At 61.0% G+C, this 21,819-nt stretch carries 19 protein-coding genes; 15 read left to right on the top strand and 4 right to left on the bottom strand.

Annotated elements, in window-relative coordinates; translation table 11 throughout:
• Window positions 1-74 precede the first annotated feature (74 nt).
• The 5 genes from IP76_RS21085 (at window position 75) to IP76_RS21110 (ending at window position 4,203) form a co-directional block, all read left to right on the top strand.
• Complete coding sequence (locus tag IP76_RS21085; RefSeq protein WP_156318675.1) at window positions 75-443, top strand: hypothetical protein; 369 nt, start codon at window positions 75-77, stop codon at window positions 441-443.
• A 176-nt stretch (window positions 444-619) separates the two neighbouring features.
• The gene (locus tag IP76_RS22975; RefSeq protein ID WP_197278397.1) at window positions 620-1,207 is read left to right on the top strand and encodes a Crp/Fnr family transcriptional regulator; all 588 of its coding nucleotides are present in this window, start codon (window positions 620-622) and stop codon (window positions 1,205-1,207) included.
• Window positions 1,208-1,286: 79 nt separating this feature from the next.
• Complete coding sequence (locus IP76_RS21100; RefSeq protein ID WP_054160203.1) at window positions 1,287-2,387, top strand: ABC transporter substrate-binding protein; 1,101 nt, start codon at window positions 1,287-1,289, stop codon at window positions 2,385-2,387.
• Window positions 2,384-3,451 (top strand): iron ABC transporter permease, encoded by a 1,068-nt coding sequence (locus IP76_RS21105; protein ID WP_054160204.1) that lies wholly within the window; start codon window positions 2,384-2,386, stop codon window positions 3,449-3,451. Before IP76_RS21100 ends, IP76_RS21105 begins: the two co-directional genes overlap by 4 nt.
• Window positions 3,448-4,203, top strand: coding sequence for an ABC transporter ATP-binding protein (locus IP76_RS21110; RefSeq protein ID WP_054160205.1), 756 nt, complete (start codon window positions 3,448-3,450; stop codon window positions 4,201-4,203). Before IP76_RS21105 ends, IP76_RS21110 begins: the two co-directional genes overlap by 4 nt.
• Before the next feature lie 22 nt (window positions 4,204-4,225).
• Here IP76_RS21110 and IP76_RS21115 read toward each other — a convergent pair whose 3' ends face one another.
• Window positions 4,226-5,149 carry a DMT family transporter gene (locus IP76_RS21115; RefSeq protein WP_054160206.1) on the bottom strand — a complete coding sequence of 308 codons (924 nt, stop codon included), beginning with the start codon at window positions 5,147-5,149 and terminating at the stop codon, window positions 4,226-4,228.
• A 264-nt stretch (window positions 5,150-5,413) separates the two neighbouring features.
• Here IP76_RS21115 and IP76_RS21120 point away from each other — a divergent pair, with 264 nt between their 5' ends.
• From IP76_RS21120 to IP76_RS21150, 7 genes are read left to right on the top strand one after another with little or no spacing between them, the layout of a single operon-like run.
• Complete coding sequence (locus IP76_RS21120) at window positions 5,414-7,570, top strand: NosR/NirI family protein (RefSeq protein ID WP_054160207.1); 2,157 nt, start codon at window positions 5,414-5,416, stop codon at window positions 7,568-7,570.
• A gap of 35 nt (window positions 7,571-7,605) precedes the next feature.
• Window positions 7,606-9,534, top strand: coding sequence for a TAT-dependent nitrous-oxide reductase (gene nosZ / locus IP76_RS21125; protein WP_054160208.1), 1,929 nt, complete (start codon window positions 7,606-7,608; stop codon window positions 9,532-9,534).
• 3 nt (window positions 9,535-9,537) lie between these two features.
• Window positions 9,538-10,866, top strand: coding sequence for a nitrous oxide reductase family maturation protein NosD (locus IP76_RS21130; protein WP_054160209.1), 1,329 nt, complete (start codon window positions 9,538-9,540; stop codon window positions 10,864-10,866).
• Window positions 10,832-11,731, top strand: coding sequence for an ABC transporter ATP-binding protein (locus tag IP76_RS21135; protein WP_054160210.1), 900 nt, complete (start codon window positions 10,832-10,834; stop codon window positions 11,729-11,731). Before IP76_RS21130 ends, IP76_RS21135 begins: the two co-directional genes overlap by 35 nt.
• Window positions 11,728-12,549 carry an ABC transporter permease gene (locus tag IP76_RS21140; RefSeq protein ID WP_054160211.1) on the top strand — a complete coding sequence of 274 codons (822 nt, stop codon included), beginning with the start codon at window positions 11,728-11,730 and terminating at the stop codon, window positions 12,547-12,549. Before IP76_RS21135 ends, IP76_RS21140 begins: the two co-directional genes overlap by 4 nt.
• A gap of 8 nt (window positions 12,550-12,557) precedes the next feature.
• Entirely contained in the window at window positions 12,558-13,145 is a 588-nt protein-coding gene (locus tag IP76_RS21145) for a nitrous oxide reductase accessory protein NosL (RefSeq protein WP_054160212.1), read from the top strand.
• A 3-nt stretch (window positions 13,146-13,148) separates the two neighbouring features.
• A complete protein-coding gene (locus IP76_RS21150; RefSeq protein ID WP_082352660.1) occupies window positions 13,149-14,060 on the top strand; it encodes an FAD:protein FMN transferase in 912 nt (303 codons plus the stop codon).
• Between the two features lie 407 nt (window positions 14,061-14,467).
• Here IP76_RS21150 and IP76_RS21155 read toward each other — a convergent pair whose 3' ends face one another.
• Window positions 14,468-15,454: an AraC family transcriptional regulator gene (locus tag IP76_RS21155; RefSeq protein WP_054160213.1), complete on the bottom strand. Its 987-nt coding sequence runs from the start codon at window positions 15,452-15,454 to the stop codon at window positions 14,468-14,470.
• A gap of 127 nt (window positions 15,455-15,581) precedes the next feature.
• Here IP76_RS21155 and IP76_RS21160 point away from each other — a divergent pair, with 127 nt between their 5' ends.
• The 3 genes from IP76_RS21160 to IP76_RS21170 are packed head-to-tail and all read left to right on the top strand — an operon-like array spanning window position 15,582 to window position 20,019.
• Complete coding sequence (locus IP76_RS21160; RefSeq protein WP_245281530.1) at window positions 15,582-17,630, top strand: TonB-dependent receptor; 2,049 nt, start codon at window positions 15,582-15,584, stop codon at window positions 17,628-17,630.
• A gap of 5 nt (window positions 17,631-17,635) precedes the next feature.
• Entirely contained in the window at window positions 17,636-18,856 is a 1,221-nt protein-coding gene (locus tag IP76_RS21165) for an MFS transporter (protein WP_054160215.1), read from the top strand.
• Window positions 18,853-20,019 (top strand): FAD-dependent monooxygenase, encoded by a 1,167-nt coding sequence (locus tag IP76_RS21170; RefSeq protein ID WP_054160216.1) that lies wholly within the window; start codon window positions 18,853-18,855, stop codon window positions 20,017-20,019. Before IP76_RS21165 ends, IP76_RS21170 begins: the two co-directional genes overlap by 4 nt.
• A 174-nt stretch (window positions 20,020-20,193) precedes the next feature.
• Here IP76_RS21170 and IP76_RS21175 read toward each other — a convergent pair whose 3' ends face one another.
• Window positions 20,194-21,069 carry a ChaN family lipoprotein gene (locus IP76_RS21175; protein WP_054160217.1) on the bottom strand — a complete coding sequence of 292 codons (876 nt, stop codon included), beginning with the start codon at window positions 21,067-21,069 and terminating at the stop codon, window positions 20,194-20,196.
• A gap of 13 nt (window positions 21,070-21,082) precedes the next feature.
• Window positions 21,083-21,805: a hypothetical protein gene (locus tag IP76_RS21180; protein ID WP_054160218.1), complete on the bottom strand. Its 723-nt coding sequence runs from the start codon at window positions 21,803-21,805 to the stop codon at window positions 21,083-21,085.
• Window positions 21,806-21,819 lie beyond the last annotated feature (14 nt).

Raw genomic sequence — 21,819 nt, forward strand, 5'->3', positions numbered from 1 at the left:
CAAATCAATCACGACCAGCTTTTGCCATGCTAGATACTTCGCCAGAGTTTAACGCAAACCGGGCCACGGGCGTCGTGCATAAAACAGTCAGGATCATCCTCGCACTTCTGCTCGTCATGGTCGGGCTGTCACACCAGCCCCCGCCAGGTGTTGGTGATATGGCGACGCTCGACGCGGCCGCCTATGTACTGCCCGATGGCACGCTGCCCGAATTGTGCGTTTCGACCGACGATGGTGAGGTCCCCCACCACGATGCAGCTACCATCTGTGAAGCCTGCTTGATTGCATCATCGGCCATGCTGCCGACTCCGGTCGATGTTGTCGGTCGCCGCATGGTCGTTGCGCTCGACATGTCGGTGCCTTCGCTAAGCGACAAGGGCTATCACCGTCTTTTTGCCCCGAACACCGCGCCGCGTGCGCCTCCGGTGCCGAACTTCGTCTGAGTCCGGTCCGAAATCGACGTCAACAGTCCGGACCGATCTAGTTCTATCGCCGGTGGATGTCGTTGCATCGTGACCGGCCAACTTCCGGTATCGTCATGTTGCACGTTGTGCCTGTCAGCACTTCACCAAGTTCGCAATCCAGCATTCCCGTCCCGTGTTCATCAAAAGCCAGGTTCTTGAAGGGGCGTGATTTTGTCGAGCCTGGCAGAGTCCTTTTTCACCAAGGCCAGCCGACAGTTCATCAGCTTTGGTTATCTGAAGGCTGTATCGCGCTATCCCAGACCCTTGCTGACGGGCGTCGTCAGATCGTCGACATCATCGGACCCGGCGGGCTGGTCGGAATTGCTCTCGGTGATAGGCACCGGATGACTGCCGAAACGCTGAGCTATTGCTACATCGAGCGACAACATGCCGACGATGTCGCCAAGATCTGCACCGCGATTGGCGAGGCCATGAAGCGGATCGAAGCGCACACCGTACTCCTGGGGCGGAAGACAGCGCTTGAACGAGTGGCGAGCGCAATCCTCGATCTTTCAAAACGTTTTTCACGACCGCAGCGCGCGGGCAGCGAGAGCCGTGTCTTCAACCTCTATCTTGGGCGGGGTGATCTGGCCGATTGGTTGGGCCTCTCGCTGGAAACGGTAAGCCGCTGCTTTACCAAGCTCAAACGGGCTCAGCTAATCGATTTCGATGAGCCCGAAATCGTCACCCTGCTGAATCTACCGGTACTCCAAGCGATTGCCGATGGCGCAGCATCCGTCTGAGCGGGAAGTCATCGCTCCAATCTTTTCATTCCCCACGGGTCAAAAGTGTCAACCCGTTACAAATCTAAAGGAAAGTCTCATGAAAAATCTGTTGCTTTGCACATGCGCCCTGATCGCTCTTGCGGGGCAGGCTCTGGCCGATATCAGTGTGACCGACGTGAAGGGGCGAACCGTCACTATTCCAAAGACACCTGAACGGGTTGTTCTGGGCTTCTATTACGAAGACTATCTTGCAATCGTCGGTCCTAACGCGATCGACAAGGTGGTCGCCCTGTCGCTGTCGACCTGGAAGGATTGGAGGCCGAGCCAGTTTGCGGCCTATGAAAAGGCACTTCCGAAACTCTCTTCCATTCCCGATGTTGGAAACACGGAAGACAATACCTTCTCGATTGAAAAGGTGATCGCGGCGAAGCCTGATCTCGTCATCCTTGCGGCTTGGTCTTATGACGCGCTCGGCGAAAGCGTCAAACAGTTCGATGACGCGGGAATCCCGGTTGTAACCCTCGACTACAATGCCCAGTCCGTGGAGAAGCACGTTGCCTCGACGCTGGTACTCGGCACGCTGATGGGCACAAAAGACAGAGCGCAGGAGCTAGCGGACAACTACCAAGATGCCATGGCCGATATCGTGGCCCGGGTCGAGGCTGCAGGTCCTTCAAACAAGAAGGTCTATGTGGAACTCGCCCAAAAGGGACCCTCGGAGGTTGGAAACTCCTACGGTGACACCATGTGGGGAGCGCTGGTCGACAGGCTTGGCGGCGACAACATCGCCAAGGGGCAGGTCGGCAATTGGGGCCCACTGAGCCCGGAATATGTTCTCGCGCAGAAGCCGGACCTGATCTTTCTGGCCGGGTCGGAGTGGTTGAACAAGCCACAGTCGGTGTCAGTCGGTTTTGGTGCGTCCAACGAACTCGCCCGCGAACGGATGAAAGCCTATCTGGGACGCCCCGGCTGGTCAGAGCTTCCCGCGGTGAAGAATGGTGGCGTTCATGCCATCTATCATGGTGGCGCGCGCACCTTGTCCGACTATGTCTTTGCGCAATACATCGCCAAGCAGTTGCACCCCGACGCCTTCAAGGATGTCAATCCGGAGCAGAACCTCAAGGACTACTACAAGGCCTGGCTGCCTATCGAAGCTGATGGCACCTTCGTCTTGCCGTATCAGGCTGTCGGCCAATGACCATTGCTCTCAGCAAGGTTGATTTCGTGCGCGGCGACTATCGCCGCGCCTCCCGGCGTCGGCAGTTGGGCCTAGCCCTGTCCGTCCTGGCTCTGATCGCTCTGATGCTGCTGGATCTGACGACGGGTCCATCCGGGATGCCGCTCAACGATGTGCTGAAGGGCCTTATTGCAGGGCCAGCCGGTGAGGATAGGATGACAGCAACCATTCTATGGCAGTTGAGAATGCCGCAGACGGTGATGGGGCTGGTGGTTGGAGCATGTCTGGGGCTTGCCGGACTTCAGATGCAGACAATCCTCGACAATCCGTTGGCTAGCCCGTTCACGCTCGGCTTTTCGGCCGCAGCAGGGTTTGGTGCCGCACTTGCCATCATGTTCGGCGGGGCTCTCGCCATCCCGGACTATTTCGTCGTTCCAATCTCAGCCTTTGCCATGACGCTTGTGGCCTGCGGCTTGGTTTACCTCATTGCCACCTTGCGCGGCGCATCGCCTGAAATCCTTGTGCTGGGCGGGATTGCCGTTTCCTTTTTCTTTCAATCGATCCAGTCGCTGTTGCAGTTTCTCGCCTCGCCGGAGGTGCTGCAGCAGATCGTCTTCTGGCTCTTTGGCAGTCTGCTGAAGGCGACATGGACGAGCGTGTCGGTCAGTGGTGCAATCCTGCTGTTCTGCCTGCCATTTGTCGCCCGCAACTGCTGGGCACTGACCGTGCTGAAACTTGGCGACGGCAATGCTCGCAGTCTTGGCCTATCTGTCGAAAAAGTGAGGCGGGAAACGTTTGTCCTCGTGGCGCTGCTCACCGCAGCGGCTGTATCCTTTGTTGGCACCATCGGATTCGTCGGTCTGATTGCGCCGCATGTCTGCCGACTCATCGCCGGTGAAGATCATCGTTTTGCCCTGCCATTGTCTGCTGTTATCGGCGCAGTGATCCTCGTGGGGGCTTCCGTGTTTGGAAAATTCATTTCACCGGCCGCGGTCATCCCGGTCGGTATCGTCACTGCTATTGCAGGCATTCCTATGCTGTTTGCCGTGATCCTGTCTCGCGGCAATCAAGGAGGTATCAAGTGAGTGAAGGTCTGATCTTTGATCGGGTCGGTGTCCAGTTCGGAAGCCGTATCGTCTTGAGCGATGTTGAAGCCCAGTTTGCTCCCGGTCAGATCATCGGTCTTGTTGGACCCAATGGCTGTGGCAAATCCAGCCTGCTCGGCGCGGTCGCGGGACTATTGTCTCATCGAGGTGAGATTACTTTCAATGGCCGTGGTGTCGATGCTCAAAATCTTGGTTACATGCCGCAACACGGCCAGATCCGCGCCAGCCTTTCGGTTCTTGAGGTTGTGTTGCTCGGGCGGCATGAGCAGCTCGGATGGAGAGTGAGCGCCGATGTGCTGGAGGCGGCTTATGATGTTCTCGGCTCCTTTGGTATCGAGGATCTGGCATCGCGTCCTATCCACGCGCTTTCGGGTGGACAGCAGCAACTGGTGTTACTGGCGCAACGACTGTTGCGTGCGCCGAGATTGCTGTTGCTAGACGAAGCCACGAGTGCGCTTGATCTGGCGCATCAATTGCGGGTCTTCGAAATACTCAGAGCCTATGTCGATCGCACGGGTGCTCTGGTGATGATTGCAATTCATGATCTCAACCTGGCTGCCCGTCACACCGATGGCATCATGTTGCTGCGCAATGGCGGACTGGCTGGCTCAGGCCGATTTGATGACGTGGTAACGCCGCAAGTGCTTCGTTCAGTCTACGGTGTCGAAGCGGAAGTGCTGACCTCCTGCAGGACCGGCTCGGTCATCGTCCCGCTGGCGCGGGTGCGCTAAGGGTCAGTGGCACCAATTCGGCTTAGTCTTTAAGGATCGAGGCGCGCCGACTTACCTCGAGCGCCGCAACGACGGCACCTGCCAGAACCAGTGGTAGGGCGAGGAGAAAGGGATGTGTCAGTGGCTCGCCAAACAGGATGAGATCGGCCAGGATCGGCCAAAGGATTGCCAGATACTCGAAAGGGGCAAGACGCGAGGCTTCCGTGTAGCGAAAGGCCAGCGTCATGCAGATATGTGCAAAGCCCCCGAAAATGCCGGCTCCTACCAGGTAGAGAAATTGAGATAGGCTCGGCGTCGCCCAGCCGAATGGCAGCGTCGCGATGCCGCCGATCATGGAGGCCACGACAAAATAGAATGCGATGGCGCCTGGACTTTCTGTCCGACTTAGGCTGCGGACCATGATCAAGGCGAATGCGGTGAGCAGACCCATTAGGAGACCAAAGCCGAAACCGATCAGGCGGGTTTCGTCCGCCGTTGATTGACCAAGTTCGGGCCATACAAGTGCCACCACGCCAAGAGTGCCCAGGATCACCCCTACTGCCCGCCAGACCGTGGCCCGTTCTGAAAGGATGACTACGCCCGCAATCGCTGTGAAAATCGGAGAGAGGTACCCAAGCAAGGTTGCCTCCGCGAGTGGCAGACGGGCAATCGAGGCGAAGGATGCAAACATGGCCGCTGCGCCGAGTGCCGATCGCAGCAGGTGATCGAGCGGCCGCCTTGTCGCTAGCCCGCCAGGAAACTCCCCTCTCATCCAGAGGAAAACGACGAGCGGAATGAGCGCAAACGCTGACCGAAAGAACACGATCTGTCCGACCGGGACATCGGCAGACACCGCTTTGACAAATATGGCCATAGCCGCAAACAGCGCACCGGAGAGAATGCGCAATGTGACGCCGAGGGCAGGGCGGTCTAAACGCTCCCGCTTCGCGCTGCTCTCATTTTTCATGTGTCACCGCCACTGACTGTCTAAACTCTAGATGGGACCCGGCTCTGCTCGTCGCCGAAGCCTGCAATGTCACTGTTCGTCGGGGAAGTCGAGAGGTTGATCGCGGCCTGGCGGCAGCAGTCTGCCGCTGTCTCGTTGCGCACTTGACCGACGTTTGTCAGTCGCATGCAATCATTCGCGAATTGTCTGTATGCTTGATCTAGCGCAACGATCCTGCGCCCGGAAGACGCCAATGCTCCTGCAACGATTTGCGGGAAATCTGGAATGAAACTCTTCCGTCTGGTCATGCTGCTCTGCGCCTCCCTATGCCTGGCTTACTCAGCCAGCGCGGCATCGGTGCTGCAACAGTATCTGCCTGCGGCCAAGGTCTCTGATCTCGTGCCGGACGCCGACAGTTTCGGTCCCATCCGCGCAGACCTGGCGGCCGCGCCCGTGTTGAAGGGCGGCGAGACTGTGGGCTGGGTGTTTGCTACCTCTGATTTCGTCGGCACGACTGGCTATTCTGGCAAGCCGATCCACACGCTGGTGGCAGTTGGTCTCGACGTCAAGATCATCGGCGTGCAATTGGTCAAGCATTCTGAACCCATCGTGCTGATCGGCATCCCCGAAGCCAAGGTCAAGGGCCTGGTTTCCGCCTATGCTGGACTGGACCTCGCCGCGGAGGCGAAATCCGGCGGTACCGCACATGATTTGGACATCATCTCCGGCGCCACCGTTACCGTGATGGTGATTGACGATTCCATCGTCCGGTCTGGCTTGAAGGTGGCGCGCGCGCTTGGGCTTGGCGGCCTGGCACCGGAAAGCGAACAGTCCGGCCCGCGATTCACCGTTGATCTTGATGCCACCTCACCGTCCGACTGGATCGAGGCCGAGGGTGACGGCACCATCCGCCGATTGTCCCTCGATGTGGCGCAGGTCAATGCAGCCTTTGCCGAGCATGCTGATGCGCGGGCGCGCGAGCGGGCCCTGACAGAGCCGCCGGAAACCACATTTATCGACATGCATGTGGCGCTGGCCTCAGTGCCATCGATCGGCAAGGCCCTGCTCGGGCAAGCCGAGCAGGCCAATCTGGAGACTTGGCTGAAGGAGGGCGAAAACGCCATCGCCATCGCCGGCAGAGGGCTCTACTCCTTCAAAGGATCTGGTTATGTGCGCGGCGGCATTTTCGACCGCATCGTTCTGATCCAGGACGACGTCTCGGTTCGCTTTCGCGATCGTGATCATCGTCGTCTGGGAGGGATTGCGCTTTCCGGCACGCCCGAATTCACTGAGATGGACGTCTTTCGGATTCCCGCCAATGTCGGCTTCGATCCGACCAAGCCTTTCCGTATCCAGCTTCTGGCGCATCGCGAGGTTGGACCGATCGAAAAGGTTTTCCATACCTTCGACCTCGGCTACCAACTGCCGCAGAAATACCTGAAGGCCGTCGCCCAGCCGGCGCTCGAGGTCGCTAGCGTCGCGGATCGTGACGAGGGCTCTGCCCAAGCGGACCTGTGGAAGCGCATCTGGCGCGACAAAAGGCTGGAGATCACCGTTCTCGGCGCCATGCTGTTCTTGCTGACGGCAGTGTTCTTCTTCCAGACCTATGCCGTCAGGAATGCGAGAGCCTTTTTCATTTTCCGTATCGCCTTCCTCACGGTGACACTGGTCTTCCTCGGCTGGTATGCCAATGCACAGCTCTCGGTGGTCAACCTGATGGCCCTGTTTGGCAGCCTGGTCACCGGCTTTTCCTGGCAGGCTTTCCTGCTCGATCCGTTGACCTTTATCCTCTGGTTCTCGGTGGCGGCTGCGCTGCTATTCTGGGGCCGCGGTGCGTATTGCGGGTGGCTTTGCCCGTTTGGCGCATTGCAGGAGTTGACTAACCAGATCGCCCGCAGGTTGCACATCCCGCAATGGACGCTGCCGTGGTGGCTGCATGAGCGGCTGTGGCCGCTCAAATACATGATCTTCCTCGGCCTGTTCGGGGTCTCTCTGATGAGCGTCGAGCAGGCCGAGCACTTGGCCGAGATCGAACCCTTCAAGACGGCGATCATCCTCAAGTTCATCCGGGCCTGGCCATTCGTCGCCTATGCGGTAGCGCTTCTGGTCGCCGGCCTGTTCGTCGAGCGCTTCTACTGCCGCTATCTCTGCCCGCTTGGTGCAGCGCTCGCGATCCCGGCGCGCATGCGTATGTTCGACTGGTTGAAGCGTTACCACGAATGCGGCAACCCCTGTCAGACCTGCTCCAATCAGTGTCCGGTACAGGCCATTCACAAGACCGGCGAGATCAACCCCAACGAGTGCATAAACTGCCTCCACTGTCAGGTGCTCTATCAGTCCGAAACCGTCTGTCCCGTGGTGATCAAAAGGATGAAGTCGCGGGCAAAACTTGCAGCGAGCCCCGGCGGAGCATCGATCAGCCCATCCCCAGCCAAAGTCTAACCGAAGCAAAATCTAACTGAAGAAGGACACCGACGATGGAAACGAAAGAAACCAAAGGCCTGAGCCGGCGAGAGCTGTTCAGCGCCACGGCCGGCACGGCCGTTCTTGCCGGAAGTATGGGGGCCGGCGCGCTAGGCCTTGGAGCCGCAGTTGCGGCGACACCGGCGCTCGCTGCTGCCGAAGGCGATGGCTCCGTCTCGCCTGGCAAGCTCGACGACTATTACGGCTTCTGGTCCTCTGGGCAAACGGGCGAAATGCGCATTCTTGGCATCCCCTCGATGCGCGAACTGATGCGTGTTCCGGTGTTCAACCGCTGCTCGGCCACCGGCTGGGGCCAGACCAATGAATCGATCCGCATCCACCAGCGGACCATGTCTGAGAAGACCAAGAAGCAGCTCGCCGCCAACGGCAAGAAGATCCATGACAATGGCGATCTGCACCACGTCCACATGTCCTTCACCGAGGGAAAGTATGACGGACGCTTCCTGTTCATGAACGACAAGGCCAATACCCGCGTGGCCCGCGTTCGCTGTGACGTGATGAAGACCGACGCCATCCTGGAAATCCCGAATGCCAAGGGCATCCATGGCATGCGTCCGCAGAAGTGGCCGAAGACCAACTACGTCTTCTGCAATGGCGAGGACGAAGCGCCGCTCAACAATGACGGCTCGACGATGACGGACGTCTCGACCTATGTGAACATCTTCACCGCCGTCGATGCTGAAAAGTGGGATGTCGCCTGGCAGGTCAAGGTTTCGGGCAATCTCGACAATTGCGATGCGGACTATGAGGGCAAATGGGCCTTCTCGACCAGCTACAATTCCGAAATGGGCATGACGCTGGAAGAGATGACCAAGTCCGAAATGGACCATGTCGTCATCTTCAATCTGGCCGAGATTGAGAAGGCGATTGTTGCCGGTCAGTTCGAGGAGGTCAACGGCGTCAAGGTGCTGGATGGCCGCAAGGAAGCCAAGTCCCTCTTCACTCGCTATATCCCGATCGCCAACAATCCGCATGGCTGCAACATGGCGCCGGACAAGAAGCATCTGTGCATCGGCGGCAAGCTTTCGCCGACTGTCACCGTGCTGGACGTGACCAAGTTCGACGCGCTGTTTTATGACAATGCCGAACCGCGCAGCGCGGTCGTCGCCGAACCGGAACTCGGGCTCGGCCCGTTGCACACGGCCTTTGACGGTCGCGGCAATGCCTATACCTCGCTCTTCCTCGACAGCCAGGTGGCCAAGTGGAACATCGAGGACGCGATCAAGGCCTATGCCGGCGAGAAGATTAATCCGATCAGGGACAAGATCGACGTCCAGTATCAGCCGGGCCACCTGAAGACGGTCATGGGCGAAACGCTCGACGCCACCAGCGACTGGCTGGTGTGCCTGTGCAAGTTCTCCAAGGACCGCTTCTTGAACGTCGGCCCGCTGAAGCCGGAAAACGACCAGCTGATCGACATTTCCGGCGACAAGATGAAGCTCGTGCATGATGGCCCGAACTTTGCCGAGCCGCACGACGCGATCGCGGTCGCGCCGTCGATCCTGCCGAACATCCGCTCGACCTGGGACCGCAAGGACCCGCTCTGGGCCGAAACCCGCAAGCAGGCCGAGGCCGATGGCGTCAACATCGACGAGTGGACCGATGCGGTGATCCGCGACGGCAACAAGGTGCGCGTCTACATGACCTCGGTCGCTCCGGCCTTCAGCCAGGAGAGCTTCACGGTCAAGGAAGGCGACGAGGTCACGGTGATCGTCACCAATCTCGACGACATCGACGATCTGACGCACGGCTTCACCATGGGCAATCACGGCGTGGCCATGGAGATCGGCCCGCAGCAGACCAGCTCGGTCACCTTCGTCGCCGCCAATCCGGGCGTCTACTGGTACTATTGCCAGTGGTTCTGCCATGCCCTGCACATGGAAATGCGCGGACGCATGTTCGTCGAGCCGAAGGGCGCCTGAGCCATGCGGTTGCCCGTTGTCCTGATCGGTCTTGTTCTCGCTTCGCCGCTTGCTGCGGAGGAGCGCATGGTCGCGCCGGGCACGGGCAGTCTTGCGGCCGCCATCGCCGGGGCGGCGCCCGGCGATGTGCTGACACTGACCGACGGGGCCTATCTCGGCCCCGTCACCATCGGCCGGTCCCTTGTCATCACCGGCCCGCGCGGCGCGGTCGTCGATGGCCAGGGCTCGGGCAGCGTGATGACGATTACCGCGCCCGATGTCCGCCTGGCCGGGTTCACCGTGACCGGCTCGGGCCGGATCAATGAGAACCTCGACGCCGGCGTGAAGATCGAAAAGGGCGCCGACCGCGCCCATGTCGAAAAGCTGCGCGTCACCGGCAACATGCATGGCATCGACGTGCATGGCGGCCGCGACGCGGTGGTGACCGGAAACGAGATCACCGGCACCAACAGCCCGCGGATGAACGAGCGCGGCAACGGCATCTATGTCTGGAACAGCCCCGGCACCTTGCTGGAGAACAATGTCATCCGCTTCGGTCGCGACGGCATCTTCTCCAATGCCAGCTCCAACAGCACCTATCGCGGCAATGTCATGCGCGACCTGCGCTTTGCCGTGCATTTCATGTACACCCGCAACACCGAGGTCTCCGGCAATATCTCGATCGGAAACCATCTCGGCTTTGCCATCATGTTCTCGAACCAGGCAAAAATCCTGAACAATTTGAGCCTCGGCGACCGTGAGCACGGGCTCATGCTGAACTATGCCAACAATGCCGACGTCACCGGCAATCTGGTGCGCGGCGGCACGAAGAAATGCTTCTTCATCTACAACGCCCACAAGAACCTGATCTGGGACAACCGGTTCGAGGGCTGCGACATCGGTATTCACTTCACCGCCGGTTCGGAGAAGAACGTTTTGACCGGCAACGCCTTCATCGCCAATCGCGAGCAGGTGAAATATGTCGGCACCCGCAACATGGAATGGAGCCATGAGGGCAGGGGTAATTTCTGGTCCGACCATCCGGCCTTCGATCTCAATGGCGATGGCGTCGCCGACAGCTTCTATCGCCCGAATGACATGATGGACCAGATCCTCTGGTCGCAGCCCGCCGCAAGCCTCCTGATCGGATCGCCGGCCGTGCAGCTGGTGCGCTGGAGCCAGAGGGATTTCCCCGCGACACTGCCCGGCGGGGTGCGTGACAGCGCGCCCTTGATGCGCCCCCTGAGGATCGCCGTCACTCCCGAAATACTCGGCTACGAAGCCGAGGCCGCCGACCGCTGGGCCGAAGGAAATTATGATGACACCGACCCTGACAATCTCTCGGCTCACTAAGCGCTTTCAGGCCGTAGAGGCGCTGAAGAAGGTCTCGCTGACCTTGCAGCCGGGAAAGCGTGCCGCGTTGCTGGGACATAACGGCGCCGGCAAGTCGACGATGATGAAGATCATCCTCGGGCTGATCCCGTTCGACAGCGGTGAGGTTTCGGTCTGCGGCGAGGCGCCGGGTTCGGCTGCCGCGCGCATGCAGGTGGCCTATCTGCCGGAAAACGTCGCCTTTCATCCGGCGCTTACCGGCGAGGAACAGATCCGCCACTATCTTTCGCTTCGCGGGGAAAATCCCCGTATCGCGCCGGAGCTTCTGGCCCGCGTCGGCCTTGCCCATGCGGCGCGGCGGCGGATCGGCACCTATTCCAAGGGCATGCGCCAGCGCGTCGGCCTCGCCCAGACCCTGATCGGCCGGCCGCGTCTTCTGGTGCTCGACGAGCCGACCTCGGGCCTCGATCCGGTTTCGCGTCGGGATTTCTACGACCTGCTCGACGGTCTTTCGGCAGACGGCACCGCGATCCTGTTGTCCTCGCATGTCCTGACCGAGGTCGAGGCGCGCACCGACAGCATCCTGATCCTGTCCGGCGGACAATTGGTAGCCGAGGGCACGCTTGCCGATCTGCGCGCACGGGCCGCCCTGCCGATCATGCTCCTCGTTCGCCCGGCGGCAGCCCATGCGGCACCGCTCGCGGCCGCCTTTCCGGAGGCCGTTGTCGGCGCCGACGGGCTGCTGCGCATCTCCTGCGCGCAGGCGGAGAAGCTGCCGCTGCTCGCCCGGATCACGGCGCGTGGCGCGGACGTCGCCGACTTCGATGTGATCCCGCCGAGCCTCGAGGATATCTACAGCCATTTCAGCCGGAGGGACGGGCAATGAGCCGCATCCTCGCCACCGCCACATCCGAATTCCGCATCGCCTTTCGCAATCGTTGGGTGCTGATCGCCACTGGCATGATGGTGCTGTTCGCGCTGGTGCTGGCCGCCGCCGGTTCCGCGCCGACTGGCGATGTCGGCGTCGACCGGCTGTCGGTAACGGTCGCCTCGCTGACCTCGCTGGCCGTCTACCTCGTGCCGCTGCTCGCGCTGTTGATGAGCTTCGATGCCGTGGCTGGCGAGGTGGAGCGCGGCACGCTGCCGCTGCTTCTAACCTATCCGGTGTCGCGCCTGCAGATCCTGCTTGGCAAGCTTCTGGCGCATCTGGCAATCCTCGCACTGGCCGTGACGCTCGGTTATGGCGCGGCGCTGGTGGTGGCGGTGTGGTCCGATCCGGGCGCGATCCAGGGCATAGGCTCGCTGTGGCGGCTGATCTGGTCCTCGGTTCTTTTGGGCGCGACTTTCCTTGGTGCGGGTTATGCGCTGTCGGCTCTGGCACGGCGTCCCTCCGGGGCGGCGGGTCTTGCGATCGCGCTCTGGCTGCTCGCCGTCGTGCTCTACGATCTGGCGCTTCTGGCACTGATCGTTACCGATGGCGGCGGGTCGTTCACCACGCAGGCCCTGCCGGTCGCCCTGCTGACCAATCCCGCCGATGCCTTCCGCGTCTTCAATCTGTCTGCCGGTCAGGCGGTCGCGGCCGCCGGCGGAATCGGCGGTGCCGCGGACGCCATCCCGCTCTGGCAATCGGCCGCCTCGCTGTTTGCCTGGCCGCTGCTGGCGATCTCGCTTGCGCTTGCCGCGTTTCGAAAGGTGACGCCATGAGACGGCGCATGAGACATTCGCTTCACTCCCTCGTCATCCTCGCCTCGCTGGCGCTGCTTTCCGCCTGCCAGGAGAAGGCCGCGCAGGATACGACGCCCAGGGACATGACGGCCGAGACGCTTGGCCATTACTGCCAGATGAACCTGCTGGAGCATCCGGGTCCCAAGGGCCAGGTTTTTCTGGAGGGCATGCCGGCGCCCCTGTTCTTCAGCCAGGTGCGTGACGCCATCGCCTATATGCGCGGGCCCGAGCAGATGGCGCCGATCGTCACCGTCTATGTCAACGACATGGCGGCACCGGGCGCGACATGGGATCATCCCGGCGACGGCAACTGGATCGCCGTCGACAAGGCCGTCTATGTCGTCGGTTCGGTCCGGCAGGGCGGCATGGGTGCTCCGGAGACCGTGCCGTTTTCAAGCCGCGAAAAGGCGGAGGAGTTCGCCCGTGTCGAGGGGGGGCGGGTGTTGTCCTTTGCCGAGATCACCGACGATATGGTGCGGACCCCGGTCGAGGTCGAGCCCCACCCTAACCCCGAGAGCGGCGACAGTGATTTTGAGAACCGCCTGCGCGCCCTGCCCAACAAAGCTGGAGGCTGAGCCATGCCGATAACCCGCCGCCGAATGATCACGATTTCCGCCGCTTTGGCTCTTCTGCCAGCCGTGGCGCGGGCCAATCCGCAGACCTCGAAACTCTGGACCGGGCAGGCGCTTGGCGCGCGCGCCTCTATCCGCATCGACCATCCAAACAGTGAAGCTATTGCCGCCCGCGTCATGGCCGAAATCGATCGGCTGGAAGATATTCTCAGCCTTTATCGAGCAGATAGCGCGCTGACACGGCTCAACCGGCAGGGTCATCTTGTCGAGCCGCCTTTTGAACTGCTGGAGTGTTTATCTCTTGCCAGCTCCGTTAGCCGCGCAAGCGGCGGGAGGTTTGACCCGACCGTGCAACCGCTCTGGGTAGTCTGGGCAGAAGCCGCGGCTCGCGGCAAGCAGCCAGATGTCCGCGCTATCGAGGCGGCGAAAGCGCTTGTTGGCTGGGGAAAGATACAGATCGATTGGGCGAGAATTAGTCTGCACCCGGGCATGGCACTGACTTTGAACGGCATTGGCCAAGGCTACGTCGCCGACCGGGTAGCTGCCTTGCTGGAGGCCGAAGGCCTTACAGATATTCTGATCGACACAGGCGAGTTCCGCGCCCTTGGTGGCAATCCGGCTGGAGACGACTGGCCCGTTCGACTCGAAGGCGGTGGGTTTGTCGACTTGCGGCAACGAGCTCTCGCCACATCGTCTCCTCTCGGTACAACATTTGACGCTGCCGGACGACAGGGGCATATTCTCGATCCCGTCAGCGGAACACCAGCATCGGCCCTTTGGCGCGCCGTGTCGATCTCAGCACCCAATGCGGCGCTTGCAGACGCGCTCTCAACGACAGCTTGCCTTCTGAGCGACGTAAACCAAGTCGAGCTTCTTTTACAAAGCTTCCCAGGTTCTCGCTTGGAATTTGCAGCATGATGGTCTTTGGCGGTCCGTAATTTGATATTTCGCCGGATCATTCTTCTCAGATGCGGAATCGGATTTACGTCAAATTATCTGCTACACGCATGGACAGAGCTAACTTGTAAATGCGGACAATAAGGGTGGCAGGTCACCACTGGCATCGTTGAAGAGAAACTGACTATTAGCTGCGGTACGCCGCCGTACCGTCGTCAACGCATTGAAACGCCTCTGGATGTGGTCAATCGCATAGCCCCACTCGGCTGGCAGCCTATCAGCGTGACCGGAGATTACATCTGGACCCCGACCGACAGCCCCGATCTCGGGCCATTCGGCGAAAAACATCCATCCTCGCCGCGTGGTCACCATATGTTCTTAAAAGTGGGACAAATTAGCCATCGTAGTCGCGTGACGCAAAAAAACGCCTACCGGATTTGTCGGTTTTCGGACCAGCGACTCGGAAGAACGCCCTTGTGTTCGCGAAACGCCTTGCTGAAATGGCTGAGATTGTCGAAGCCGACGGCATAGGCGGCCTCGGTGACGCTGGCGCCCGCTGACAGCAGGGCCGCCGCCGCATCGAGGCGCGTGGTTCTAAGATAGGCGTGGACCGACTTGCCGATCGCGTGGCGAAAGCCTTCCTTGAGACGGCGCTCGTTGAGACCGACCTCGCGGGACAGGCGGGCTATGGTCCAGTCGGTGCTGTATTGCCGCTCAATCAGCGCCACGGCCAGATCGAGCCGCCGTCGATCGTCCTCGCTCGGCGGCTTGACCTTCGTTCCGGCTTCCATCCGGGTGACGGCTTCCAATCCCAGGCTCAGGGCCTCTATCGCCTTGCTGTACAGATAGGCACGGCGCGCCACGCCTTCCTCGAAGCGGCATTGCAGCAGGTTCGTGGCCACGCTCATCAGTTCCGGCGGGGCCTTGAAGCCGATCAGGAATACGTCCTGGTCGGGAAGGCTGTGCTCGGTGATCAGGGCGCCGCCGAGCCGCGCCAGCGAAATGCCGCCCAGACGTTCGAGCAGGGGCTTTTCCACGCGAATGTCGACAACGCGCAGGCGTTTGCCGAACCTCACCCTGTTCTCCCCCCGGGTCTTGCGGTTGCAGGCAAAGAAGATGGCCGAGCCGGACTGCATCGCGAACGGCCGCGCGCCATCGACCGAAAGCGTGCCGGCTCCGTCGAGGAAGATCGACAGGGAGAATGTGGCAGGCCCTTCCGGGTGGAAGACCAGATCCTCCTCCGGCATCACGTCGATCATGTAGATCGTCACGTCACTGCCGGGTTGCTCCACCCGTGTCGCCGCGCGCCAGCCGAGCTGGTCGATCTCAGAATCAACGCTTTCCATCCAGCCGTGCGGGATGGAATCCGCCCCGGCGATCTCGTTTGCACTCTGTGACCTATCGGAGAAATTCATCTGGCCTGGCTTTCGTAAACGGTTTTAGTCCGGCTTCCGTCAATTCCAGTCCGGAAAACGTTAGCCCCCGGCGGCATAAACTGGAATAGAAAAATCAAGTTTATTTCGATCGCTGTGGGGTTTCAATATGTCGCGCTTGTCAAAACTGGTTCTGATGGCCTCTGTCTGCCTGCCGGCATGGGGTGGACCGCCGGTGCTCGCCCAGGATGGTGGCGGTGAAACCGTTCTCGATGCCATCACAGTGACGGCCGGCAAGCGCGAGCAGGAACTCGGCAAGGTCGATGCATCCGTGACGGTTGTCAGCGGCGAGGAGCTGGCCGCGCGCGGCATCGCCACCGTCGAGGATCTGCAGAAAGTGTTTCCCGGTTTCAGCATGGGCAATCGCGGCAACCGGGTTTATGCCAATGTCACCGTGCGTGGCATGTCCTCGCCCGATTATTTCAATCCGACGGTGCAGGTCTATGTCGATGGCGTGCCGCAGCTTCCCTCGGCCTATTCGCAAATGCTGGCCGATGTCGAGCGGGTCGAGCTGCTGCGTGGTCCGCAGGGCACGCTTTACGGCGCCAATGCCTATGGCGGCGTCATCAACATCGTCACCAAGAAACGTGATGCCAATCGCTTCTACGTCGAAACCAATGTTTCGCCGGACGAGCCTACGGTCGAGGTCGGTGGCGCCGCTGTCCTGCTGCCGGACACGCTCTATCTCGATTATGCCGCGAAGTTTGAGCACTTTTCCGGAGATATCGACGATGCCGCCACCGGAAAGGACGACGTCAATACCTCCAACAACGGTTATGGTCGCGCGACGCTGCGCTATGCGCCGGTCGGCGGGGATTTCGATGCCGCGCTGAGCTATTCCAGGGAGCGGCTCTCGTCGCACGAGGAGCTTTATTCCTTCGATGCCGATGTCGACGACCGCATCTATCGCAGCGATCTCTACGGCGATATTCCGCTTCTCGAGCGCGATCTCACCAGCGTGTCGGGACAGTGGAACTACCGGTTTGGCGATTTCACCCTGTCCGGCATCACCAGCTACCAGAACAGCGACGTGCGCCGCGATTTTTCCGCCGGTGCCGGTTCGCGCTATGCGTGGCCACAGGAGGACGAAACGATCTCGCAGGAGTTGCGGCTTGCCTATGAGGGCGAGATCGTCAGCGGCGTCGGCGGCGTGTGGTACAGCCACAATGATTTCATGGGCTGGAAGAGCGCGATCGCGCCCTATTACGGTGCCTCGACCAACAATGTCGTGAGCGACAGCGTCGCTGCCTTCGGCGAGCTGACATGGCACGCCAATGACCGGCTGGACCTGACGGGCGGCCTTCGCGCCACCTATGACAGATCGAGCATTGATGCCTACCGCGCCGACAGCTTTGGCACCGGCATGGGGTTTGATTTCGAGGAAAAGGCTGATTTCACCAGCCTGCAGCCCAAATTCGCGGCCGGCTACCAGTTGTCGCCGGACATGCGCCTGATCGGCGTCATCTCGCGCGGCTACAAGCCGGGCGGCTTCAACCACAGCATTTCCTCGACGATCGATGCGGCGTCCTACGACGCCGAAACCGCCTGGAATTTCGAGGCCGGGGTGAAATCGACGCTGCTGGACGGCGATCTGGATCTGTCCGCGACGGTCTATCACATCCGCTCCTCCGACAAGCAGATCTATGTCGGCATGATCGGCCAGCAGTTCATCCGCAATGCCGGCGTGGCCGTCAGCACCGGCATCGAGCTCGAGGCCGCGTGGCGGGCGACGGATCGGCTGACCTTGACCGGCAATGCGGCGTTCGGCCGCTCGGAGTTCACCGATTTCACCGATCCCTACACGGGCGTTTCCTACGACGGCAACAGCGTTCCTTACGCGCCGGATGTGACCGCGCACGTCAACATCGCCTATCTCGTGTCGGGGGAATGGTTCGACGGGCGGTTGACGGCCAATCTCGGTGCCAATGCCTATTCGCAGACCTATTTCGACGAGGCCAACAGCAGCGGCCAGGATGCCTACGCCACGTTCGACGCCAGTTTCGACTTCGCCAAGGACGACGGTCTGTCCGCCAGGCTCTATGTCCAGAACATCGCCGATACGCCCTACAAGACCTCCGGCTATTCCAACGGCACTTACGAACTCGGCACGCTGGGCAAGGGACGCACCTTGGGCCTGACCCTGCGCAAGGAGTTCTAAGGTCCATGACCCGGCCGGTTCCTTCGTCGCTGTCGCGGCTGCTCGTCGCCGCGGGAGGCGTCTATACCGCGCAGAGCCTGGTCGGCGGGCTGACCTTTCTCGGCCTGCCCGCCGTGCTGCGCGCGGAGAACGTCGCGCTCGACCGGATCGGTCTCGTGTCGCTGGCCATGCTGGTCTGGGCGCTGAAATTCCTCTGGGCCGCCCCGGTGGAACGCTTCCGCCTCGGTCGAGGCGGTCGCCGCCGCTCACGCCGGATGATCATTGTCGGCGAGGTCGTGGTGGCGCTCGCCTTGATCGTGATCGGGTTCAATGGCGAAGTGTCGTTCAATGGTCTTTTGGCGCTTCTGATCCTGATGGCGATTGCCTCCGCCACCGTCGACATCGTCTGCGACGCCTTCCTGATCGAGCAGTTCCCCGAACACCGGCGCGGCCTCGCCAACATGGCCCAGGTCGGCGGCGGCTATCTTGGCATGATCTTCGGCAGCGGGTTGTTCGTGTGGGCCGTGTCGGCGTCCGGTTGGCAACAGGCCTGTTTCATGCTTTCCGGCATTGTCCTTCTGCTCAGCCTGCCGATCGTGATCGCGCGGGAGGAGATTGGCCCGGCGCTTGCGACCACGGCGACACCGGGATTGTTGAACGGTTTGCGAAACCGTGAGGTCCGGATCGGCATCGCCATGACGATCGCCTTCGAGTTTGGCGGGCGGATCGCCCAGGCGCTGGCGGGTCCTTTTCTCATCGACGCGGGCCTGTCGCTGGCGACGCTCGGCCTGGTCAATGGTGTCGGCGGCGTGGCCGCCGGACTGTGCGGCACCGTGATCGGCGGGATCGGCGCCCAGCGCCTCGGACCGCGTCGCGCCATGCTTGCCGTCTCTGGCCTTGGTGGAGTTACGCTCGGACTCGTGGCGCTGTCCATGGTCGTCGGCGTTCGCAGCCTGCCGCTGCTTGTCGGGTTGTTCGTGCTGCAGGGCGCGGTCATGGCGGCCGGCTTCGTTGTCAGCTACGCGCGCCTGATGTCGCTTGCCTCGCCGTCGCAACCGGGCGTCGACTTTACCCTGTTTCAATGCGCAAGCGCCATCGCCGCGGCGTTCTGCGGCCTCTCGGCCGGCCTGATCGCCGCGCGGGCCGACTACGCGGCGACCTTTGCTCTCGCGAGCCTCGCGGCCGTGGCGGCAATACCTCTTCTCGTCTTGCTCGAACGTCGTCTCAACAAAGGAAGCCCCTCATGACCAGACCTCTTGCCGTGATCGTTGGCGCCGGTGTCGCCGGCCTTGCCGCCGCGTGGTGGCTGGACAAGGCCGGATGGTCCTCGCTGATCGTCGAACGCGCCGAAAACCTGCGCGAGAATGGCTATATGCTCGGCCTGTCCGGCCTTGGTCATGAAACTCTCAGGCGCATGGGATTGCACGACCGCCTCGCAAGCGTTGCCTATACGATCGACGAGAACGTCTACAAGGACAGCCGTGGCCGGGAACTGCTGCGCCTGCGCTACCGCGATTTCATCCGCGATCTGCCCTATCTCGCCGTGCGGCGGAACGATCTTGTGCGGGCGCTCGCCGAAATCCTGCCATCGACCGTCGAAATCCGCTTCGGCGAAACCGTGGCGAACTTCGAGGACGAAGGCGATTGCGTCGCTGTCACGCTGGCAGGAGGGGAGACGGTCAGGGCCGACCTCCTGATCGGCGCCGATGGTTTTCGCTCCTTCGTTCGCCAGAGGATCTTCGGTGCCGATGACCGCTGTCTGCAACCGCTCGGCTACTATTTCTCGGTCTATGACATCGGCGCCCCGAAGAACTTCACCAGCGATTTCGTCTCCTATGCCGAACCGGGCCATCTGGCGGAATATTATGCCCTGCATGACGGGCGGCTCGCGGCCATGCATGTCTGGCGCGACGGCAGGGCCAATCTCGAACGGGCGAGCGATCGTGTCGACCTGTTGCGTGGCGTCAGCGCAAACAGCAACCCCCAGGTTCGCGAGTTGCTGGATCAGGCGGCCGGCGAGGGAGAGCCGATCATCGTCGACAGCCTGACCATGGTCGATCTTCCGGCGTGGTCGAAGGGTCGGGTGCTGTTGCTGGGCGATGCGGCCCATTGCCTGACGCTGGTGTCGGGTCAGGGAGCCGGCATGGCGTTGGCCTCCGGCGAAATGCTGTCGCGCGCGCTGATGGAAGCCGGCAGTCTTTCCGACGGCCTGGCGATCCACGATGCGCGGCTGCGCCCGATCATCGGCCGCCTGCAGGCACGCAGCCGCAAGATGGCAGCCGTGTTCATTCCGGAGGGTGCCCTGGCCTTTCATGTGCGCAACTTCGTCATGCGCCACATGCCGCGCGCTTGGCTCGGTCGCTATTTCAGCAACGCGATCAGGTCGGAGATCGAGCTGGCGCAGAAGTGAGATCTTGAGCTGTAAAGAATAAGGATCGCACCTCATTCAACGCCGTCAATGTAATACTCACGGCATTTCACAAAAACCGCAACGAACGCGAAATAGCCCAATAGCTCCATCATGCAAGTGTTTGATCATGTGCGTGCCGGATTGTGCCAAGGATTCCGTACGTGGTTTAGGGTATCAAAATGGCAAGTTTTCACGTGCTATTTCATTCTTCGATTGCAACGCCTTTGTGAGATTGATTGAGCCTCCAAGGCGAAATACTGCTTCCGCGATACCACGTTGCGTCTGCAGCTGAAATTCCGACGCGTCCCCAGGTAACAGAACCGCAACGTTTTTGACGCCAAGATCTGCCAGCTGTGCCGGAGTCCCATGGCCATATTCCAAATGGCCACGTCCGATGATGCCGACGACCAGAGCCGACGGGTCCGCCTCAAGCGCAGTTGCGATATTGCAGGCAAACGCCCGATCCCAAGTCTGCTGGGCCCGAATAAATCGATCGAACTGAGGATCATCCGGATGTTGTGCGGCGCGTTCCGGCCTTGAGCCGCCCGTATAATCGAACAGGAACTGGCGGTAGGCTGCTGACGCAGGTCGTGCCGGCGTCAACCCGTCCCGTTCCGCCTCCGGGATTGCCTCCCACCCGAGCTTGCCAACTTCCGTCACCAGCGGTCGGTGGCAATTGAGTGCTTTCATCGGCAGACGAAACTGCCGGCAATAGTGGAAGATCGGCAGGTAAAGTTCGGCCGGGAAGCCCCAGACTTTTGCCCATTCCGCTTCATCGAGAAACTGCTCGACGGTGAGCACGCCCGCCACCCATCGATCCAGTGCGGGTTGAACGCGTCTTGGAAACATCTCAAAACCGACGACGATATCAGCCTTGTAAGCATGGAGTGCTGCAATGACGTGCAGCTGCCAGCGGTGGATATCATATCGGTCATGGGTCTCGCCAAGCAAGACTGCCTGCTTTCCAGCAAGCGTCTGCATCAGCGCCTGATGCTGCAGGATCTCGCCCGTATGGCCGTCCCGCCAACTGCCCGGCTCATGGTCCAGCATGTGCGTCTCCCCGTCAAACTGCATCTTCAAGTGCTGGGACCAGCAGGGTCAAGCCGACCTGTTCCCCGTCCGGGTTGATGGCGGCAAGCCGCATCCGCCCCTCGGCTACCTCTGTCTCTTCCCAACGCGCGACAGTGCCGCCGAGCAGATGCAGATGAAAATCCTCGGTCATGATGTTGATGAAGCCCATACCAGGGCTGACCTTGGTGACCTGTCCTGTCCAGCTCTGGCTGAAGCCGGGCTCGTCATAACGAATGGTAATCGTAGAGCCCTCGGCCAAGGCTAGATCAAGTGGCAGACGTCCCGGATCGGCAGGGTCCAGATCCGGTCTGTCAGGCCGGGTGAGGTCCCGCTTCTTCGGATCGGCAATCCTTTGCAGATCCGACAAGGCGCTTGCAAAAGGTTCGAGCCCTTCGAAGCCGACCACTGCGAAAAGCGTGCCGCCGTCAGCCTTGTTGAATTCCAGACGCGGATACACCTGGTTCTGCATGATGCTGGAGATATCGAAGACGATCTCGGAGACCAAGGCCGGATCGATACTGGACTTGTGATGAGCGCCACCGCAGACGAAGCGGCCCGAGACTTCCCCGACCATCTCGACCTTGCCGATGCGTTCGTGGGTCGCGCCATTGCCCTTTCCGATGATCATCAACTTGCCCATGTCGGGGAGCCGCCGGATGATATCCTCTGCCTTTGCCTGCAGGTGGTGTCGGGTTACGGGTTCGTTGGTGGTCATGTCTGTTTCCGTCA

Source organism: Rhizobium sp. AAP43 (genome assembly GCF_001296045.1).
Classification (GTDB): Bacteria; Pseudomonadota; Alphaproteobacteria; order Rhizobiales; family Rhizobiaceae; genus Allorhizobium.